The sequence below is a fragment of the Acinetobacter calcoaceticus genome, assembly GCF_016508255.1.
GTDB lineage: Bacteria > Pseudomonadota > Gammaproteobacteria > Pseudomonadales > Moraxellaceae > Acinetobacter > Acinetobacter calcoaceticus_E.
Map to the genome: position 1 here is coordinate 55788 of NZ_JADVKT010000002.1, position 16729 is coordinate 72516.

Below are 16729 nucleotides of genomic sequence, written 5' to 3' on the forward strand. Positions count from 1 at the left end.
CCGTTTTTTTGTTTATGGTGCAGGGTTAGGTTGTTGGGTGTGAATGGCTTCAATACCTTGTAAAACTTCACTAGATAATTCAATTTCAAATGCTTGAATATTTTCTTTCAGTTGATCTAGGTTGGTTGCTCCAATAATGGTACTCGTCACAAAGAATTGTTGTTTGATAAATGCTAATGCCATTTGAGTTAAGCTTAGTCCATGTTTCTCTGCTAGCTGTGCATATTGCTCAGTTGCCCACTCGCTTTGAGGGTTACTATAGCGGCTAAAGCGTGGAAATAGGGTAACACGGGCATTCGCGGGACGAGCGCCATTTCTAAACTTGCCAGAGAGATATCCAAAAGCAAGAGGAGAGTAAGCGAGTAAGCCAACATTTTCATATTTAGCAATTTCAGACATACCTATTTCATAGGTACGGTTGAGTAGACTATATGGATTTTGAACGCTGACGAACTTACTTACACCTAACTTTTCTGCTAAATGTAAAAACTTCATGGTGCCCCATGGCGTTTCATTTGATAAACCAATATAGCGAATACGTCCACGATTAATTTCTTCTTGTAGAGCCAGTAATGTTTCTTCTAGAGGTGTCGTGTCGTAATCATTTTCAGCTTGTGGGTTACCATAAGCGAGCGTACCAAAAAAGTTGGTATGACGTTCAGGCCAATGCAGTTGATAAAGATCGATATAGTCAGTTTGGAGGCGTTTCAGTGAGCCATCTAGGGCTTTAGTAATATGATCGCTGTTGAAGCGTGTGTGGCCTTCTCTGATGTGTGTTCCACCAAAGCCGGGTCCGGCAATTTTAGAGGCGAGGAAGACTTTATCACGTTGACCATTTTGAGCAAACCAATTGCCAATAATGGTTTCTGTTGCACCATAAGTTTCAGGTTTTGGCGGAACAGAATACATCTCTGCCGTATCCCAAAAATATAAACCGTGTGCCAAAGCATAATTGAGTTGTTCAAATGCTTCTTGCTGGGAGTTTTGCTCACCAAAAGTCATGGTGCCTAAACAAATTTCTGGAAGCTTAAGGCCTGTGCGACTAAGTGGGTTAAATTGCATACAGCGGAATCCTTGGAAATTTTGAGTTAGCCTAACGGAGAATATGTATTCAACTTAAATCATAAAATTAGAATAGTTTGTAAGTTTTGTGTATTAACTCATTGTTGCATATAAAAAAAGCAAACCGAAGTCTGCTTTTATTAAAAATTTAATAAATATTATTCTTCATCATCGTAGTCTTCATCAGAAACTGGTGCCTCTTCTAATGAAACATCAAAAATAAGAATAGCTTTACCATCAGTTTGGATCATACCTTGATCTTCTAAGGTTTTGAGTACACGCCCAACCATCTCACGTGAACATCCCACAATACGGCCAATTTCTTGACGCGTAATACGAATTTGGCGACCATTTGGCAAAATCATTGCTTCTGGTTGTGAAGATAGGTCGATTAGACAACGTGCAATACGTCCAGACACATCAATAAATGCAAGATCTGTCATTTTACGGGTTGTATTTTTTAGACGGCGAACGAGTTGTGCAAAAACAGCATAACTCAAGTCTGGATATTGTTTGCTAAGTTCGTGGAAGTTGTCATAAGAAATTTCTGCAATTTCACAAACATCACGAGTACGAACTTCAGCTGTACGTTGAGGGTTCGGTTCGAAAAGCCCCATTTCCCCAAAGAAGTCGCCCGGATTCAAATATGCAACAACAATTTCACGTTCATCATCTTCACGTAAAATAATTGAAACTGAGCCTTTTAAAATTAAATATAAAGATTTTGACTCTGTCCCGGCATCAACAATTGTGGTTCGTTTTGGATATCTGTTGATATGAGCACGTTTTAACAATGCTTTAACGGATTCAGGTAGTTGCCCCGGAGATAAAGCATCTGTGCTGAGTTGTGAAAAATTTGAAGTCATGCTTAATATGTTCCGAATAGGGTAAACAATTCACACAAGCCCGAGATGAGCTATTACACAGAAGAGATGAAATTCCTTATCAACTCATTTTATGTTAGTGTACAAAACAAGGGTCTGTTGACATTTCACAGATGGTTGCGACATAAGACAATTCTTTTAGACGTTACCAAGCAAGAGCTATGAAATTTAGCCATTCTAAATAAATAGATCTTAACAACGGAACGTACAAAATAACATGGTCTCGCGCTATGCCTGCGCTGCTTAAATGGCAACTCAGATTATGGCTGAAATTTCACAAACTATATAACAAAACTGGACAAAGGATTGCCATTGTCTGGGTTTTGCGTCTTATTTGGATTAATTTTTAGCTCTAACGCAATCCATAGATGAAATGTCAACAGACCCTGCTTAAATTTATAATTTTTTTTAGGTAGTTGCAATGCAAACAAGTGTACATTGGCTAGAGAATGTTGCTTTTGAAGCGAAATCGGATAGCGGGCATAGTGTCATCATGGATGGCTCACCTGAGTATGGTGGTGAAAACCGTGGTCCACGTCCTATGGAGTTGTTATTAATGGGACTTGGTGGTTGTGCTTCGTTTGATATTGTGACCATTTTAAAGAAATCTCGTCAAGATGTGACGAATGTTGTATGTAATTTAAAAGCTGAGCGTGCTGACGCAATTCCAGCTGTTTTTACTAAAATCCATTTACACTTCGTGGTAACGGGTAAAGCTGTGAAAGAAAAACAGGTTGCAAAAGCAGTTGAATTGTCTGCCGAAAAATATTGTTCAGCGAGTAAAATGCTTTCCGATGGTGGTGTTGAAATTACCCATGACTTCGAAATTATTGAAGCTGAATAAGGCACTTTTTTAATAGGTAGAAAGAAGAAGCTGACATGAGAGTTGGCTTTTTTATTGTCAAAAATAACTAAAAAATAAGAGGAGGAATGGAAGTGAATATTCGTTCTGCTAAATTAGAAGATACCCAAGCAATATGTGATTTACTCAAACAGATGGGCTACCCACAGTCACTCGCTCTTATCCAAGAAAAATTTGAAATATTAAATAACGACTCTAATTCACAAATTTTAGTTGCTGAAGAGGGAGGTAGAATTTGTGGTTTTTTATCTCTTTATTTTATTCCACAAATTGCCTTACAGGGTGACTTTGCCAAAGTATGTTATTTGTGTGTTGATGAAAATATGCGTAGCAAAGGTGTAGGGCATTTACTCGTACAAGAAGTCGAACAGTTAGCAAGGCGCCGCGGTTGTGATCGAATGGAACTGCACTCTGGAATGCAGAGACCTTTGGCACATCAATTTTACCTAAGAGAAGGCTATGTCGAGGCACCAAAGTATTTTCGTAAAGCTTTAAATTAATGAGCTGTATTTAGAAAAAGCTGAGGATCTACCCGAGCATTATTAAGACTCATGCCCCAATGTAGGTGAGGGCCTGTCACACGTCCAGTTTTGCCTACTAAACCTAAAGTTTCTCCTTGGCGAATATGTTGGCCTTTTTCTACTTTAATTGCGCTTAAATGGCAGAACATACTGATTAAGCCTTGCCCGTGATCAATTAATACAGTTTGACCATTAAAAAAATAAGATCCAGTTTGGATAACGACACCATCTGCTGGTGCAACTACTTTTTGGCCTATAGGTGCAGGAATATCTAGACCTGAGTGGGGCGCGCGTTCTTCACCGTTAAAGAAACGTTTTCGACCAAAAGAATTAGTAAATTTACCCGAAGTTGGGCGTATAAATGCTGGTAGGGATTGCCATGAACTTCGTGTAAATGAGCTATATACATCATTTTGTTCTTTAGCTTCTTGAGCGTAGCGGTCTAATTGACTCTGGTTCGGGTTCACATAATCTTGGTTAGTGACTTTAATCCGTTGTTCAGCATAAGGATAGGACTTAACTTCTATTTGAATTGGAGTTTTGTTCGTATCAAGTTGTACACTACCAAGAGGAGTAGCTAACGGAATACCAAGTACAGCATAACGCTGCTGACCTTCCTTACTAATTAAAACTGGCTTTTGTTGAAAGGTGACTTGCGTAATATCAGCGTTTAAAGGGACAACTGCGATTCCACCGGGTCTTCTTGAGTCTTGTGGAAGCTGAGCGATTGCCAGTGCCGAAGTAAAAAGACAAGTTGTTGTTAATAGAATGTGTTTAAAGTGCATTTTTCATTTCAAAACGAGTAGTAAACTAACAAGATAAACTAAAGCTTAATCAATAAATTCTCAATGAAGAGTTTGTGAAAAGCGTAGTATGAATAAGCATGAAGCTAAATATTCAAGTATTTTAATAAAATGTAGCTGAACTGTACTTGAAATATATACAAAACAATCCCATATTATAATCGAGTTTTACTCATTGTTATTTTAATAACATTATGAAAAATATATAAAAATTTATTTGAAATCCGGAAAAATGTTCCCATCTATTAGACAAGTACAAATTTGTTGTGAGGAATAACAAGAATGCGTTTTGAAAAATTTACAAACCGCTTGCAGCAAGCCCTTTCAGATGCTCAATCTTTAGCGATGGGTAAAGACCATACCGCAATCGCGGGTATTCATATTTTGAGTACCCTTTTAGAAGAGCCATCAAATATTAGTTTGTTGCAACAAGCAGGTGCACGGTTACCTGAACTTAAACAAAAGCTTGAGCAAGCTATAAAAGATGCTCCGACCATTGCGAATCCGACTGGGGATGTCAATTTAAACCCTGAAGCTGTTAAGGCGCTTAATCTGGCAGATAGATATGCACAAAAAGCGGGTGATGAATTTTTGTCAACTGACTGGGTGCTATTAGGCTTAGCAGAAACAGGCGAAACTAAAAATATTTTAAGTGCCGTAGGTGTAACTCCTGACAGCCTACGCAAAGTAATTGAACATATTCGAGGTAGTGACAAAGTCATGAGTAATAATCACGAAGATCAACGTGACTCACTTAATAAATATACGATTGATTTAAATGAGCGTGCTTTAGCTGGGAAACTTGATCCGGTGATTGGGCGTGATGACGAAATCCGCCGTACTATTCAGGTCTTATCACGTCGTACAAAAAACAACCCTGTACTTATTGGTGAACCGGGTGTTGGTAAAACTGCTATTGTTGAAGGTTTGGCACAGCGTATTGTGAAGGGTGAAGTACCTGAAGGACTAAAAAGCAAACGTGTTTTATCATTAGATTTAGGTTCATTGCTTGCTGGTGCTAAATATCGTGGTGAGTTTGAAGAACGATTAAAAGCTGTTTTAAAAGATTTGGCAAAACACGAAGGCGAAATCATCTTGTTTATTGACGAGCTACACACGCTTGTAGGTGCAGGTAAAGGTGATGGCGCAATGGATGCAGGTAATATGTTAAAACCTGCATTGGCGCGCGGTGAGTTGCGCTGTGTGGGTGCAACAACCCTAGATGAATACCGCCAATACATTGAAAAAGATGCTGCATTAGAGCGTCGTTTCCAAAAAGTGTTGGTTGATGAGCCAAGTGTTGAAGATACCATTGCAATTTTACGCGGTCTAAAAGAGAAATATGCCACTCACCATGGTGTGCAGATTTTAGACTCGGCAATTATTGCTGCGGCGAAAATGTCTCATCGTTACATTACTGACCGTCAATTACCGGACAAGGCAATTGACTTGATTGATGAAGCAGCTTCTCGTATTAAGATGGAAATTGACTCTAAACCTGAAGCGCTTGATAAGCTCGACCGCCGTTTAATCCAATTGAAAATGCAATTGGAAGCTGTGAAAAAAGACGAAGATGTAGGCAGTAAAGCCGAAGTCACTCATCTTGAAAAACAGATTGCTGAAGTCGAGAAAGAATACAACGATCTTGAAGAAATTTGGAAATCTGAGAAGACTCTTGTCGAAGGTACTAAACAGGCTCAGGTTGAACTCGATAAAGCACGTATTGCTTTTGAAAAGGCTCAGCGTGAGGGTGATTTGGCTGAAGCAGCACGTTTACAGTATGGTGTAATTCCTGAGCTTCAAAAACAACTTGAGCAAGATGAAGTTGCTGAAGATAACGAAGAGCCAAAACTCATTCGTACTAAAGTCACTGAAAATGAAATTGCCGAAGTGGTTAGTGCGGCAACCGGAATTCCGGTCACGAAAATGCTGCAAGGCGAGCGTGAAAAACTACTCAATATGGAAGGTTTTTTACATGACCGCGTTGTAGGGCAAGATGAAGCTGTCGTTGCCGTGTCTAACGCAGTTCGTCGTTCGCGTGCAGGCTTATCTGATCCGAATCGTCCAAGTGGTTCATTCTTATTTTTAGGACCAACAGGTGTTGGTAAAACTGAGTTAACCAAAGCGCTGGCTAACTTCTTGTTTGACAGTGACGATGCCATGATTCGTATCGATATGAGTGAATTCATGGAGAAACATTCGGTGAGCCGTTTGGTTGGTGCACCTCCGGGTTATGTGGGGTATGAAGAAGGCGGTGTTTTAACTGAAGCTGTTCGCCGTAAACCATATAGTGTGGTGTTGTTTGATGAGGTTGAAAAAGCGCATCCAGATGTATTCAATATCTTGCTACAAGTGTTGGATGACGGGCGCTTAACGGACTCTCAAGGTCGAGTAGTAGACTTTAAAAACACTGTGATTGTGATGACCTCGAACTTAGGTTCACAAGATGTACGTGAGCTAGGTGAACATGCAACAGATGATGAAGTGCGTACTATTGTAATGAATGCGGTAAGTCAGCATTTCCGTCCGGAATTTATTAACCGGATTGATGAGCTTGTGATTTTCCATTCACTTAAGAAAGCACAAATTCGTGGTATTGCCGATATTCAGTTGGATCGCTTACGTTCAAGACTTGTCGATCGCGATATGAGCTTAACTGTAGATGATACAGCCTTTGATTTATTGATTGATGCTGGTTTCGACCCTGTCTATGGTGCGCGTCCATTGAAACGTGCAATCCAACAACAGATTGAAAACACATTGGCTCAAAAAATCTTGTCGGGTGATTTCGTCGCAGGTGATACCATTTTGGTTAAAGGTGAAAATGGTCACTTAGTGTTTGATAAAATGAAACTCAGCTAAACTTTGTCTGCTAAAACCGAAAAGAGAATATGGAAACATATTCTCTTTTTTTTATGGTGAGGGTGTTTTTGTTGTTGATGTGAGTAAAAAAATTAAGGTGTCTGAAACTTTCTGAGTTAATGTTTTTAATTTTTGTTCGGGGTGGCCAGATAAAAAATAATGGTAATGATAAATACGCTCTTGGTAAAAAATGCAGATAAAAAAAGTACCTACAGGTTTTTCTGGGGTTTCACTTCCGCCAGATTTTAATAGACCAGTACAACTTACAATAAGATCGGCTTGTTGAAATAACCTTTGACCCAGTCTGCACATTTCCTCTGTGACTTGTGGTGATTCTGCTGTGTAAGTCTCTATCAACTTTGGATCGATATTTAAAATACTAATTTTAATGCTGGGATCGTAACTCACTAAACCACCGAGTAAAATGTCTGCACCGCTATTTTTATGAATAGAAAATTGACTGGTTAAATAACCTGAACTCGCACTTTCAATAAATGCAATTTTGAGTTGATGATTTTCTAATAGTTGGCAGCAGTGCTGAAGCATTATTTCACCTCGAATGGCGTTTTTATAAATAAAATCAATTTACAGATAAATTATAAAATTACAGTAAGTGATTTAAGGGTGCCGTTCAAGTCTGAGATAAAAATCTATAAAACTAGTTGAATATTCACAAAATGCCTGCGTGATATTTTCTATTTTTAGAATAAAAATGCTAACTATCGGGAAGTCTATTTAGATCATTGCGACATGCTTAAAAAATTGTTAATTTTGTTCGATATAACAAACAATAACAATTTTAGGATGAAGGAAATGAACAATAAACAAGGGTATATGCTGGGAATTTTGAGCGGCGTGTCTGTATTATTATCAAACACATGGGCAGTAGAACCAATGTCAGAAAGTGCGCTTGCAACTCAAACAGGAGCAATAACCACGTTTTTACCCGTCATTATTGCGAAAGCTCAAGATGATGCAAAAAAACCTGAAATAGAACAACAACAAGTCCGTCAGGTGTTAGGGGATAATTATTTACAGCAGGTTAGATGGGATGTGCTTAGAACTAGCGTGCTTTCTCCTTATCAGAAACAAGACAATGTCATTGATAGTAAAGAAAAGAAGAAGTTAGAAATGATTGCACAGCCTGAGCGTGCAGATCGATTTACACGTTATGATTTTGAGTCAAAAAATATTCATGGTGAGGTTATTATTACCGTGAAGTAATAATAACCTCTAGGCTTATTAATATTGATCTAGAGCAGGGTGCTGAATTTTCCATGCACGATGGATTTTTTGATTACGTTTAAAATCTAGGCCGATGGTTTCAGAAGTGATTTCTTCAACCTGAAAAATAGCTTCGATTTCTTCGTCCATTTCAAAACCGCGATAGTTATTCGAGAAATAGAGCGTACCTTCACTTTGTAAACGGTTCATTGCACGTTTAATGAGTGAGATGTGGTCACGTTGTACATCGAATGTACCATAGAATTTTTTCGAATTTGAGAATGTCGGTGGGTCAATAAAAATAAGGTCGTATTGTTCATGACCTTCTTTTAACCACTCAAAACAGTCGCTGGCAAAGAACATGTGTTGTTCATCTGCATGATCTACAGTTAAACCATTGAGTACGAAGTTTTCTTTTGACCAGTTTAAGTAAGTGTTAGATAAATCCACACTTGTTGTACTTGCAGCACCGCCAAGCGCAGCATGTAAGCTCGCAGTAGACGTATAACTATATAAGTTCAAGAAGTGTTTGCCACGTGCTTCTTGAGCAATACGTAAACGCATTTGACGATGGTCAAGGAATAAACCTGTATCAAGATAATCGGTCAGGTTAACTAAAATTTTAGCTTTACCTTCTTGAACGATAAAACGTTTTGAAGCTGTACTTTGCTTCGTATATTGAGTTGTACCAGTTTGGCGTGCACGTGTCTTAATAAAGATGGCATCGCGGTTTAAGCCAGTAACAGCACGAATCGCAGCAAGCGCTAAATTAAAACGTTTTTTAGCTTTTTCTGGATCGATTGTTTTTGGTGGTGCGTATTCCTGAACGTGTAAACGGTCACCATATAAGTCAACAGCGACATTAAAGTCAGGTAAGTCAGCATCGTACAAACGTAAGCAATAGATGTTTTCTTTAGTTGCCCATTTTTTCAAGGCAATCATATTTTTTTGCAAACGATTAGCGAAGTCTTGTGCTTCTTCCATTTCAATAGGTTGAGCTTGCCAATTCGTTAAAAATGGTTGACTTACTTTTTCTGGTTTGATTACACCGAAACGAATATAAATTGGCAACTTACCATTCATTAAACGTAAAGTTTCAGGCGCTTCAAATGCTAAAACATCAGATTGTTCAATTTGAGCTGCAATAACTGCTGCATATTGATTTGGGAAATGTTTTTGTAAAAGCGCTGATAAACCTAGGTATAGAGAACGGTTTGAAGCTTTTTCACCTAAACGTTCACCATAAGGTGGGTTAGTCACAATAAATGCAGTTTTACCTTCAGCAGCAAAATCTGGCCAGTCAGCTAAAGTACGCTCTTCGATTTGAATCTGACCTAATAAATTTTCAAAGCCTGCTGCAATAATATTTTCACGGGTTGCTTTAATCGCTTCCCAGTCTGCATCGTAGGCATAAAATTTAGGTAAAGGTAATTCAAGTGCCTTTTCGTGACGTTCTGCTGCTTCTGCTTTAAGTGAAAGCCAAAGGTCGCGGTCATGACCATGCCAGCCATTAAATCCAAAACGGCGAACAAGTCCAGGTGCACGGTCAGTTAAAATCATTAATGCTTCAATGATAAATGTGCCTGAACCACACATTGGGTCAAGTACAATTTCTGGATTACGCTGTTTGAGCTGAGCTTTTTGCAAAATTGCAGCAGCAAGGTTTTCTTTAATTGGTGCATCCGTCATGTAATGGCGGTAACCACGTTTATGGAGCGAGTCACCTGATAAATCTAGACAGTAAGTATGTTCAGTTTTACCTGCCAAAGCATATATCGTAATTTCTGGTTGTTTGGTGTCAATGCTAGGACGGCGACCTACAGCTTCCATAAAGGAATCAACAACGCCATCTTTTACACGAAGCGTAGCAAATTGTGAATTGACCATGATTTCACGTTCTGCATGCAAGCGAATTGCAAAGGTACTTTGTGGTGCAAAAATGAGTGACCAGTCAAAGCTCATTGCACCTTCGTAGAGTTCTTCTGCGACATCACGTGCATCATGCGTAAAATCAAGTTCATAAGTATGAATAGGAAGTAAAACACGAGAAGCGAGACGCGACCACATACAAATGCGGTAAGCTTGTTCAAGCGTCCCTTCAATGATTAAACGTCCTGCTTTACGTTCTGTCACTTTGGTGCCAAGCTGTTCTATTTCTTCTTGTAAGAGGGGCTCTAAACCATCAGCACAAGTAATCCAATAGTGGTTTAAACGTAAAGAGGTATTCATAAACTCGATTGACCAAAACATATAAATATTAACGATGCAAAGTTTAACGTATTTTGATGTCTAAAGGTTTTTAAATTATTGCAACCTATCATTTAGCAACCAATAAACTGATTTTTAAAGAGTAATACCTTGAAATTGGTATGTATTTTGCTAGACCAATATTATTGATGGTTATTTATTTAACAGACATAGTCAGTTTTTAACCATTTTTATAATTTTAATGGATGGGGTAATTATAAATGAAAGACATGATGGGGAATGGTTTTCTTGCTAATGCAGATGCTTTCTCAGTGGCGACGCAAATATATGTACGTATGCGTAGGGTGACTGGGCGGGTAATCGATGCAATGTATGTTATTCAAAATAAAGATTATGCAAAATATGTAATTGTGCTGGCATCAGAAACAGAGGATGACGAATTAAAACGATGCGTTGAGCGATTAAAATCGTTGGTTGACTCAATACCTGAGCCTTCCCAAAAAGAAAACCTTACTATTGTTAAAGTCGATGAAGATTCAGAAATTACCGCCGAAGAAATTTATAGGGCACAAGTTCCACACCATTACATTGGTGCATTAAGGTAATCTCGAATAAGATCCTAAATTTCTGGTCAATTTAGGGTCTTATTCTGTAAAGTTCTTCTGCGAAAAGAGCGGAATTCAGCTACACTATGCACGTTTTCGCGATTCGACCCATAGGAATCCATTATGCATATTGCAGCGTTGCATCAGCCGAGCCAGGTTCAGCTCAATCAGGACGGAAATTTAAAACATTTTTTAACAATTGAGGGACTTTCAAAAGAAAACCTCACTAAGATTTTAGATACCGCACAAAGCTTTTTAGATGATAATAATAATTTAATTAACCGTCCGCTCCTAGAAGGGTTGACGGTTATGAATCTTTTCTTTGAAAACTCTACCCGTACTCGTACTACTTTTGAAGCAGCAGCAAAACGCTTGTCTGCCAATGTATTGAATATTGATATTGCACGTTCAAGTACATCAAAAGGTGAAACTCTGCGAGACACGCTCTGGAATCTTGAAGCAATGGCTGCTGACATTTTTGTTGTGCGTCATTCATCGTCGGGTGCTGCACATTTCATTGCTAAAGATGTATGTCCAAAGGTCGCAATTATTAATGCAGGAGATGGACGTCATGCCCATCCAACGCAAGCGATGCTCGATATGCTTACCATTCGCCGTGAAACAAAGAAACCGTTTGAAGAGTTGAGCGTTGCCATTATTGGAGACATCAAACACTCTCGTGTAGCGCGTTCGGATGTGGCTGCATTACAAACATTAGGTTGTAAAGATATTCGTGTGATTGCACCGAATACATTATTACCAGTGGGCTTTTCCGAATATGGCGAACATGTTCGTTTGTTTAACAACATGGATGCAGGGGTCGCAGATTGTGATGTGATTATTGCTCTACGCATTCAAAATGAGCGTATTGACTCTCCGGCATTATCTTCGCAGTCTGAATTTTATCGAATGTATGGCTTAAACAAAGAGCGTCTTGGTTTAGCTAAACCGGACTGTATTGTGATGCATCCGGGACCAATGAATCGTGGTGTGGAAATTGACTCAAGTGTTGCTGATGGAGACCAGTCGGTTATTTTGAAACAAGTAACCAACGGTATTGCAGTTCGTATGGCTGTATTGGCACTGTCAATGCAAGGCCAACTCCAAGAGCAAGGTTTAATTGAAGCGATTACGTTGTAAGGAATGGATCACATGAGTATTGTAAAAATTGAAAATGTACGTGTGTTAGACCCAATCCAAAAAACAGACAGCGTACAAACTGTATATATTCAAAATGGTAAGTTGGTTGCTCAAGCAGAACAGGTTGAACAAACGATTGATGGCCAAGGCAAATGGTTAATGCCAACCATGGTTGATCTGTGCGCACGTTTGCGTGAACCGGGTCAACAGCAACACGGCACGCTTAAATCTGAAGGTAAGGCGGCCCGTGCGAATGGCATTTTGCACGTTATTACTCCACCAGACTCAAAGCCGATTGTACAAGACAATGGTGCGCTTATTCACGGCTTGATCGAAAAGGCATGGCTTGATGGCGGCATTCACATGCATATTATTGGCGCTCAAACCCAAGGTTTAAATGGCAAACAACCGGCAAATATGGCAGGCCTGAAAAAGGGTGGTTGTACTGCGGTTTCAAATGCCAACGCTGCTTTTGAAAATGATGACGTTGTGATTCGTACTTTGGAATATGCAGCTGGTCTTGGCTTAACGGTTGTGTTCTATGCCGAAGAACCACAGATTGCTAAAGATGGATGTGCACACGAAGGCTTTATTGCTTCTCGTCAAGGGTTGCCAATGATTCCAGCACTTGCTGAAACAGTAGCAATTGCGAAATATCTGCTCATGATTGAAGCAACTGGCGTAAATGCGCACTTTGGTTTGTTGTCTTGTGGTGCATCGGTTGAATTAATCCGTGCCGCAAAAGCAAAAGGTTTACCTGTGACTGCCGATGTTGCAATGCACCAGTTACATTTAACTGAACATTTAACTGACGGTTTCAATTCACTTGCACATGTTCGACCCCCATTGCGTTCTGAGCAAGATAAAGAACTTTTACGTCAAGGTTTAAAAGAAGGTGTAATTGATGCAATTTGTACGCACCATGAGCCTTTAAGCAGTTCGGCAAAAATGGCGCCATTTGCTGAAACTCAGCCAGGCATTACAGCTTTTGATACCTATGTGTCTTTAGGGATTCAACTTATTAATGAAGGTTTATTTGAACCTCTAGAATGGGTTGCTAAAGTGACTAGCGTGCCAGCGCAGGTTGCGAATATGACCTCGCGTTGGGAAGATGAAGCTGGATGGGTATTGGTAGATCCTGCTCTAAACTGGACAGTAAGCAAAGACACAATTTTATCGCAAGGGAAAAATACTCCATTGTTGGGGCAAACCTTGACGGGTAAAGTACTTCATACTTTTGCTAAATAATCAGATGATTGGTTAAGTAATTTTTAAAGATAAACAGGCAGATCAATAAGATCTGCCTGTTTTGTAAATACTAGATGGAAAATTGTATATAAATTATATAAAAAACAACAAAAGGTTGAAGGAAGATTAGAATAAAAAACTATCAGCAAAGAGAAGTATTTGAATAATCAAAAGTTGCTGGTTACGACGTATAAGATTCGGGAGAATAACCAATGTCGATAAACCCTATAGAATTGCTTAAAGAAAAAGTATCTTCAATATTATTAGATGAACAGGATGGATACCTAGGCGAAAAAACTAACGCTTTATCTAAGTTTTATCCAATCTTACTTTCATTATTAGCTGCTAAACCTGATCTTATTGGACAATTGAAAAACAGTTTGGCTCCTTCATTATCAGACCTTTTTTCTCATAATGACCAAATTAAGAATACTGTACTTACCCATTTAAGTGGTACAGCACCTGCTACAGAAATAGAAAGCACACTCAACAGTGCAATTAAACCAAGTCTTAATGCAATTTCAGGTGTCGCCGGAAATGACCAGCAAAGTATTGTGAACTACTTACGCCAGCATGCAGAAACGATTCGTTCATATTTACCAGCATGGGCAGTGGGTCTATTAGCTCCACTAGGCCTTGGTGCGGGCTTTTCTTCAGTTACTTCACCAACTGCGCCCCCACTTGCTGCAGCAACGGAAAATACTGGTAAGTCTCGTGGGTTCTTACCCATTATTGCCCTCATTATTCTAGGTCTTATCATTGCTTGGTTATGGCGCTCTTGCCAGCATAAAGAAGCTGTACCCGCGCCAGAACCAAAGGCTGCAAGTGGCGTTGAAGCCGCTGCTGCACCAGCTAGTTTAACCTTAAGTACAGATGATAAAGGTGCGGTGAGTCAGTGTCAGGCAGGCATTGGTGACCCAGGCTTCTTGGCAACGCTACAAACGAACGTTAAGAAAGTTCTTTCAACAACTAAGGACTGTAACGTTGATACAAGCCAAACCTATGCAGCTTCATTTACAGATAAAGACGCGCTTGCTGGCGTATTAGGTGCATTAAAAGGTGTGCCAAATGCATCTTTAGAATGGGTGGGCGATAAAATTACTTTGAAAGCGGGTGATGCAGCAGCATTAGAAGCTTTAACTGCAAAAGTAAAAGCATTGGTGCCACATACTGAGGTTGTAGGCGCAGCACCAGCAACAGCTGAGCAATCTGTAAGCAATAGTTTAACTGCTTCGCAAACTGCTCTAGGCTCAATTGACTCGAATAATGTCGATGTAAATGCTTTAGTGAAAGCACTTAACTTGCAAATTATTAATTTTGCGAGTGGTTCAAGTGAAATCCCAGCAGATAACAAAGCAATTCTTGACCAAGCTGCAACGCTTTTAAATAAAGTGACTAGCGTCAAATTAAATGTGGGCGGTCATACCGACTCGACTGGTAATGCAGCAGCAAATAAAGCTCTGTCGCAACGCCGTGCTCAAGCCGTAGTAGACTATTTGACATCTAAAGGAGTCGATGCTTCTAAATTGGTTGCCCAAGGTCATGGTTCCGACCAACCAGTTGCTGAAAATACAACTGACGAAGGTCGTTTTAAAAACCGTCGTATCGAGTTTTCAGTCGCTCAATAATCAATTGATTGATTAAAAATGATTGATTTTATTTAATTCTAATTTGAAAAAAGCTTCTCATTTTGAGAAGCTTTTTTTATAGAGACATATATTGTTGAGTTGATATGAAAATCAGTTTGGTAGGAAGTGGGCGAGTTGCCTTTCATTTAGCAAAAGTACTCTTGGCTCAAGGCCATAAGATTGTACAAGTCTATGCACGTGATTTTGAGAAAACTCAAAAATTTGCAGAGAAGATCCAGACAAAAGCATGCCAGACTCTTCAAGAATTCCAACCGGCTGATTTAATTATTCTGGCAGTTTCAGATAGTGCCATTGCTGATCTTGCAAAACAGATTCATGAATTATTTCCTGAAATTCTTATTGCTCATACCTCGGGTAGTACCAATATTGAAGTCATTAGTCATGTGCATGAAAAAGCAGGGGTGTTTTATCCATTACAAACATTTAGCTTTGAAAGAGAAGTTGATTGGTCTGCAACGCCGTTGTTTGTTGAAGCAGTAGCAGATGTCGATCAGAGACTACTTTTAGATTTAGCAAATAGCCTAAGTAGCCGAGTATATCAATACAGCTCACAACAACGTTTAACTTTACATTTGGCAGCAGTGTTTGCCTGTAATTTTAGTAATTATTGTTTTGATATGGCAAAGCAGGTGGTAGATGCAGAGCAAGTCGACTTTAGTTTGCTTTATCCATTAATTGTGGAAACAGCAAAAAAAGCCACTGAAAATGATCCAAAACAAGTACAGACAGGGCCAGCAGTACGAGGGGATAAAAATATTTTGGCAATGCACCAAAGCTTATTGGCTCAAGCAAATCGTGATGATTTAAAACAAGTGTATCAACTTCTAAGTGATGGCATCTTAAAGCGCCATCACTCGGCCTAAAACTGATTTAAACATTAAGGTTCGCCGTTATTTCCCCACTTTAAGAACCCTGGACGTTGATTTAAAAGTTCAAAATATTGATCGACATGTTTAAGCGTTGGATGATCAAAAGGCGTTGCTTTCCAACGTTGTACAGACAAGCCAATTGGAATATCGGCTAAGGTAAACTCAGTACCAGCAACATAGGCTTGAGTCTTGGCAAGCTGTTGATCGAGAATCTGCATATGACGATTCCAGTTTTCAATGCCTTGTTGTAATAAGTTTGGATCTTGATGATCTGGTGAATGTCTAAGCAGAGACATAATCGTATAAGTCCAGCTATTATTCAGTTCGATTGCTTGCCAATCAATCCACTGGTCAACAAAGAATCTTTCTTTCGCTTGAGTAGGGTAAAGCTGATGCTCTTTATCATAAACATTTGCCAAATAACGGATAATACTGTTGGACTGCCAAAGGACTAAATCACCATCTATAACAACAGGAATTAGACCATTTGGATTTAATTGCAAATATTCAGGTGATTGTGCAGAGCGAAAGCCTCTTCCCCAATCTTCTTTTTCATATTCAAGATTTAATTCTTCACATAGCCATAAGACTTTGCGAACGTTAATGGAGTTATCGCGCCCTAAAATTTTTAGCATGTGTTGTCCTTAGCAATCTTTAGTGTGGCAAGTATCAGTTTCTATAAATAACTATATTCAGTCAGATTGGCAATTATTAATTAGAAAGAAGAATAGATAGATGAGTTCAGTTATAGGGATTTATTTAATTTTTAGTATTACAAAGAAAAGGCTTAGT

General features: G+C 39.1%; 15 protein-coding genes and 1 pseudogene. 10 read left to right on the top strand and 6 right to left on the bottom strand.

All coding sequences use genetic code 11. From position 1 onward, the window contains the following. Positions 1 to 12 precede the first annotated feature (12 nt). On the bottom strand, positions 13 to 1062 hold the full coding sequence (locus I5515_RS04205; protein ID WP_199964909.1) for an NADP(H)-dependent aldo-keto reductase: 1050 nt from the start codon (positions 1060 to 1062) through the stop codon (positions 13 to 15). Between the two features lie 158 nt (positions 1063 to 1220). Next, positions 1221 to 1928: a cAMP-activated global transcriptional regulator CRP gene (gene crp / locus I5515_RS04210; protein ID WP_004793675.1), complete on the bottom strand. Its 708-nt coding sequence runs from the start codon at positions 1926 to 1928 to the stop codon at positions 1221 to 1223. Between the two features lie 235 nt (positions 1929 to 2163). Here crp and I5515_RS17490 point away from each other — a divergent pair. The 3 genes and pseudogenes from I5515_RS17490 to I5515_RS04220 all read left to right on the top strand — a co-directional run. Beyond that, positions 2164 to 2232 (top strand): annotated as a pseudogene (locus I5515_RS17490) (hypothetical protein); the annotation flags it as partial. A 135-nt stretch (positions 2233 to 2367) separates the two neighbouring features. Continuing rightward, positions 2368 to 2790: an OsmC family protein gene (locus I5515_RS04215; protein WP_004642007.1), complete on the top strand. Its 423-nt coding sequence runs from the start codon at positions 2368 to 2370 to the stop codon at positions 2788 to 2790. 92 nt (positions 2791 to 2882) lie between these two features. Beyond that, positions 2883 to 3308 carry a GNAT family N-acetyltransferase gene (locus I5515_RS04220; RefSeq protein WP_199964910.1) on the top strand — a complete coding sequence of 142 codons (426 nt, stop codon included), beginning with the start codon at positions 2883 to 2885 and terminating at the stop codon, positions 3306 to 3308. On the opposite strand, the gene I5515_RS04225 is transcribed toward I5515_RS04220, so the two are convergent. After that, entirely contained in the window at positions 3305 to 4114 is an 810-nt protein-coding gene (locus tag I5515_RS04225; protein WP_199964911.1) for a M23 family metallopeptidase, read from the bottom strand. The two genes, I5515_RS04220 and I5515_RS04225, sit on opposite strands and share 4 nt — an antisense overlap. Before the next feature lie 300 nt (positions 4115 to 4414). On the opposite strand from I5515_RS04225, the gene clpB reads away from it, so the two are divergent. Then, complete coding sequence (gene clpB / locus I5515_RS04230) at positions 4415 to 6994, top strand: ATP-dependent chaperone ClpB (RefSeq protein WP_199964912.1); 2580 nt, start codon at positions 4415 to 4417, stop codon at positions 6992 to 6994. Positions 6995 to 7045: 51 nt separating this feature from the next. On the opposite strand, the gene I5515_RS04235 is transcribed toward clpB, so the two are convergent. Next, positions 7046 to 7540 carry a CinA family protein gene (locus I5515_RS04235; protein WP_199964913.1) on the bottom strand — a complete coding sequence of 165 codons (495 nt, stop codon included), beginning with the start codon at positions 7538 to 7540 and terminating at the stop codon, positions 7046 to 7048. Between the two features lie 267 nt (positions 7541 to 7807). Here I5515_RS04235 and I5515_RS04240 point away from each other — a divergent pair, with 267 nt between their 5' ends. Next, complete coding sequence (locus I5515_RS04240; RefSeq protein WP_199964914.1) at positions 7808 to 8218, top strand: hypothetical protein; 411 nt, start codon at positions 7808 to 7810, stop codon at positions 8216 to 8218. Between the two features lie 18 nt (positions 8219 to 8236). Here the strand turns inward: I5515_RS04240 and rlmKL are convergent, their stop codons facing one another. After that, positions 8237 to 10447: a bifunctional 23S rRNA (guanine(2069)-N(7))-methyltransferase RlmK/23S rRNA (guanine(2445)-N(2))-methyltransferase RlmL gene (rlmKL, locus tag I5515_RS04245; RefSeq protein WP_199964915.1), complete on the bottom strand. Its 2211-nt coding sequence runs from the start codon at positions 10445 to 10447 to the stop codon at positions 8237 to 8239. Positions 10448 to 10686: 239 nt separating this feature from the next. On the opposite strand from rlmKL, the gene I5515_RS04250 reads away from it, so the two are divergent. The 5 genes from I5515_RS04250 to I5515_RS04270 all read left to right on the top strand — a co-directional run bounded on the left by I5515_RS04250 (position 10687) and on the right by I5515_RS04270 (position 15931). Continuing rightward, positions 10687 to 11031: a hypothetical protein gene (locus I5515_RS04250; RefSeq protein WP_199964916.1), complete on the top strand. Its 345-nt coding sequence runs from the start codon at positions 10687 to 10689 to the stop codon at positions 11029 to 11031. A 123-nt stretch (positions 11032 to 11154) separates the two neighbouring features. Continuing rightward, positions 11155 to 12171, top strand: coding sequence for an aspartate carbamoyltransferase catalytic subunit (locus I5515_RS04255; protein ID WP_199964917.1), 1017 nt, complete (start codon positions 11155 to 11157; stop codon positions 12169 to 12171). Positions 12172 to 12183: 12 nt separating this feature from the next. Then, a complete protein-coding gene (locus I5515_RS04260) occupies positions 12184 to 13419 on the top strand; it encodes a dihydroorotase (RefSeq protein WP_199964918.1) in 1236 nt (411 codons plus the stop codon). 212 nt (positions 13420 to 13631) lie between these two features. Next, positions 13632 to 15047 carry an OmpA family protein gene (locus I5515_RS04265; RefSeq protein WP_199964919.1) on the top strand — a complete coding sequence of 472 codons (1416 nt, stop codon included), beginning with the start codon at positions 13632 to 13634 and terminating at the stop codon, positions 15045 to 15047. Positions 15048 to 15151: 104 nt separating this feature from the next. After that, entirely contained in the window at positions 15152 to 15931 is a 780-nt protein-coding gene (locus I5515_RS04270) for a Rossmann-like and DUF2520 domain-containing protein (RefSeq protein WP_199964920.1), read from the top strand. Between the two features lie 14 nt (positions 15932 to 15945). Here I5515_RS04270 and I5515_RS04275 read toward each other — a convergent pair whose 3' ends face one another. Beyond that, entirely contained in the window at positions 15946 to 16572 is a 627-nt protein-coding gene (locus I5515_RS04275) for a glutathione S-transferase family protein (RefSeq protein ID WP_199964921.1), read from the bottom strand. Between the last annotated feature and the right edge of the window lie 157 nt (positions 16573 to 16729).

Coding starts and splice junctions, on each gene's coding strand:
- I5515_RS04205 (WP_199964909.1), bottom strand. CDS start 1,062: ATGCAATTTAACCCACTTAGTCGCACAGGCCTTAAGCTTCCAGAAATT.
- crp (WP_004793675.1), bottom strand. CDS start 1,928: ATGACTTCAAATTTTTCACAACTCAGCACAGATGCTTTATCTCCGGGG.
- I5515_RS04215 (WP_004642007.1), top strand. CDS start 2,368: ATGCAAACAAGTGTACATTGGCTAGAGAATGTTGCTTTTGAAGCGAAA.
- I5515_RS04225 (WP_199964911.1), bottom strand. CDS start 4,114: ATGCACTTTAAACACATTCTATTAACAACAACTTGTCTTTTTACTTCG.
- clpB (WP_199964912.1), top strand. CDS start 4,415: ATGCGTTTTGAAAAATTTACAAACCGCTTGCAGCAAGCCCTTTCAGAT.
- I5515_RS04235 (WP_199964913.1), bottom strand. CDS start 7,540: ATGCTTCAGCACTGCTGCCAACTATTAGAAAATCATCAACTCAAAATT.
- I5515_RS04240 (WP_199964914.1), top strand. CDS start 7,808: ATGAACAATAAACAAGGGTATATGCTGGGAATTTTGAGCGGCGTGTCT.
- rlmKL (WP_199964915.1), bottom strand. CDS start 10,447: ATGAATACCTCTTTACGTTTAAACCACTATTGGATTACTTGTGCTGAT.
- I5515_RS04250 (WP_199964916.1), top strand. CDS start 10,687: ATGAAAGACATGATGGGGAATGGTTTTCTTGCTAATGCAGATGCTTTC.
- I5515_RS04255 (WP_199964917.1), top strand. CDS start 11,155: ATGCATATTGCAGCGTTGCATCAGCCGAGCCAGGTTCAGCTCAATCAG.
- I5515_RS04260 (WP_199964918.1), top strand. CDS start 12,184: ATGAGTATTGTAAAAATTGAAAATGTACGTGTGTTAGACCCAATCCAA.
- I5515_RS04265 (WP_199964919.1), top strand. CDS start 13,632: ATGTCGATAAACCCTATAGAATTGCTTAAAGAAAAAGTATCTTCAATA.
- I5515_RS04270 (WP_199964920.1), top strand. CDS start 15,152: ATGAAAATCAGTTTGGTAGGAAGTGGGCGAGTTGCCTTTCATTTAGCA.
- I5515_RS04275 (WP_199964921.1), bottom strand. CDS start 16,572: ATGCTAAAAATTTTAGGGCGCGATAACTCCATTAACGTTCGCAAAGTC.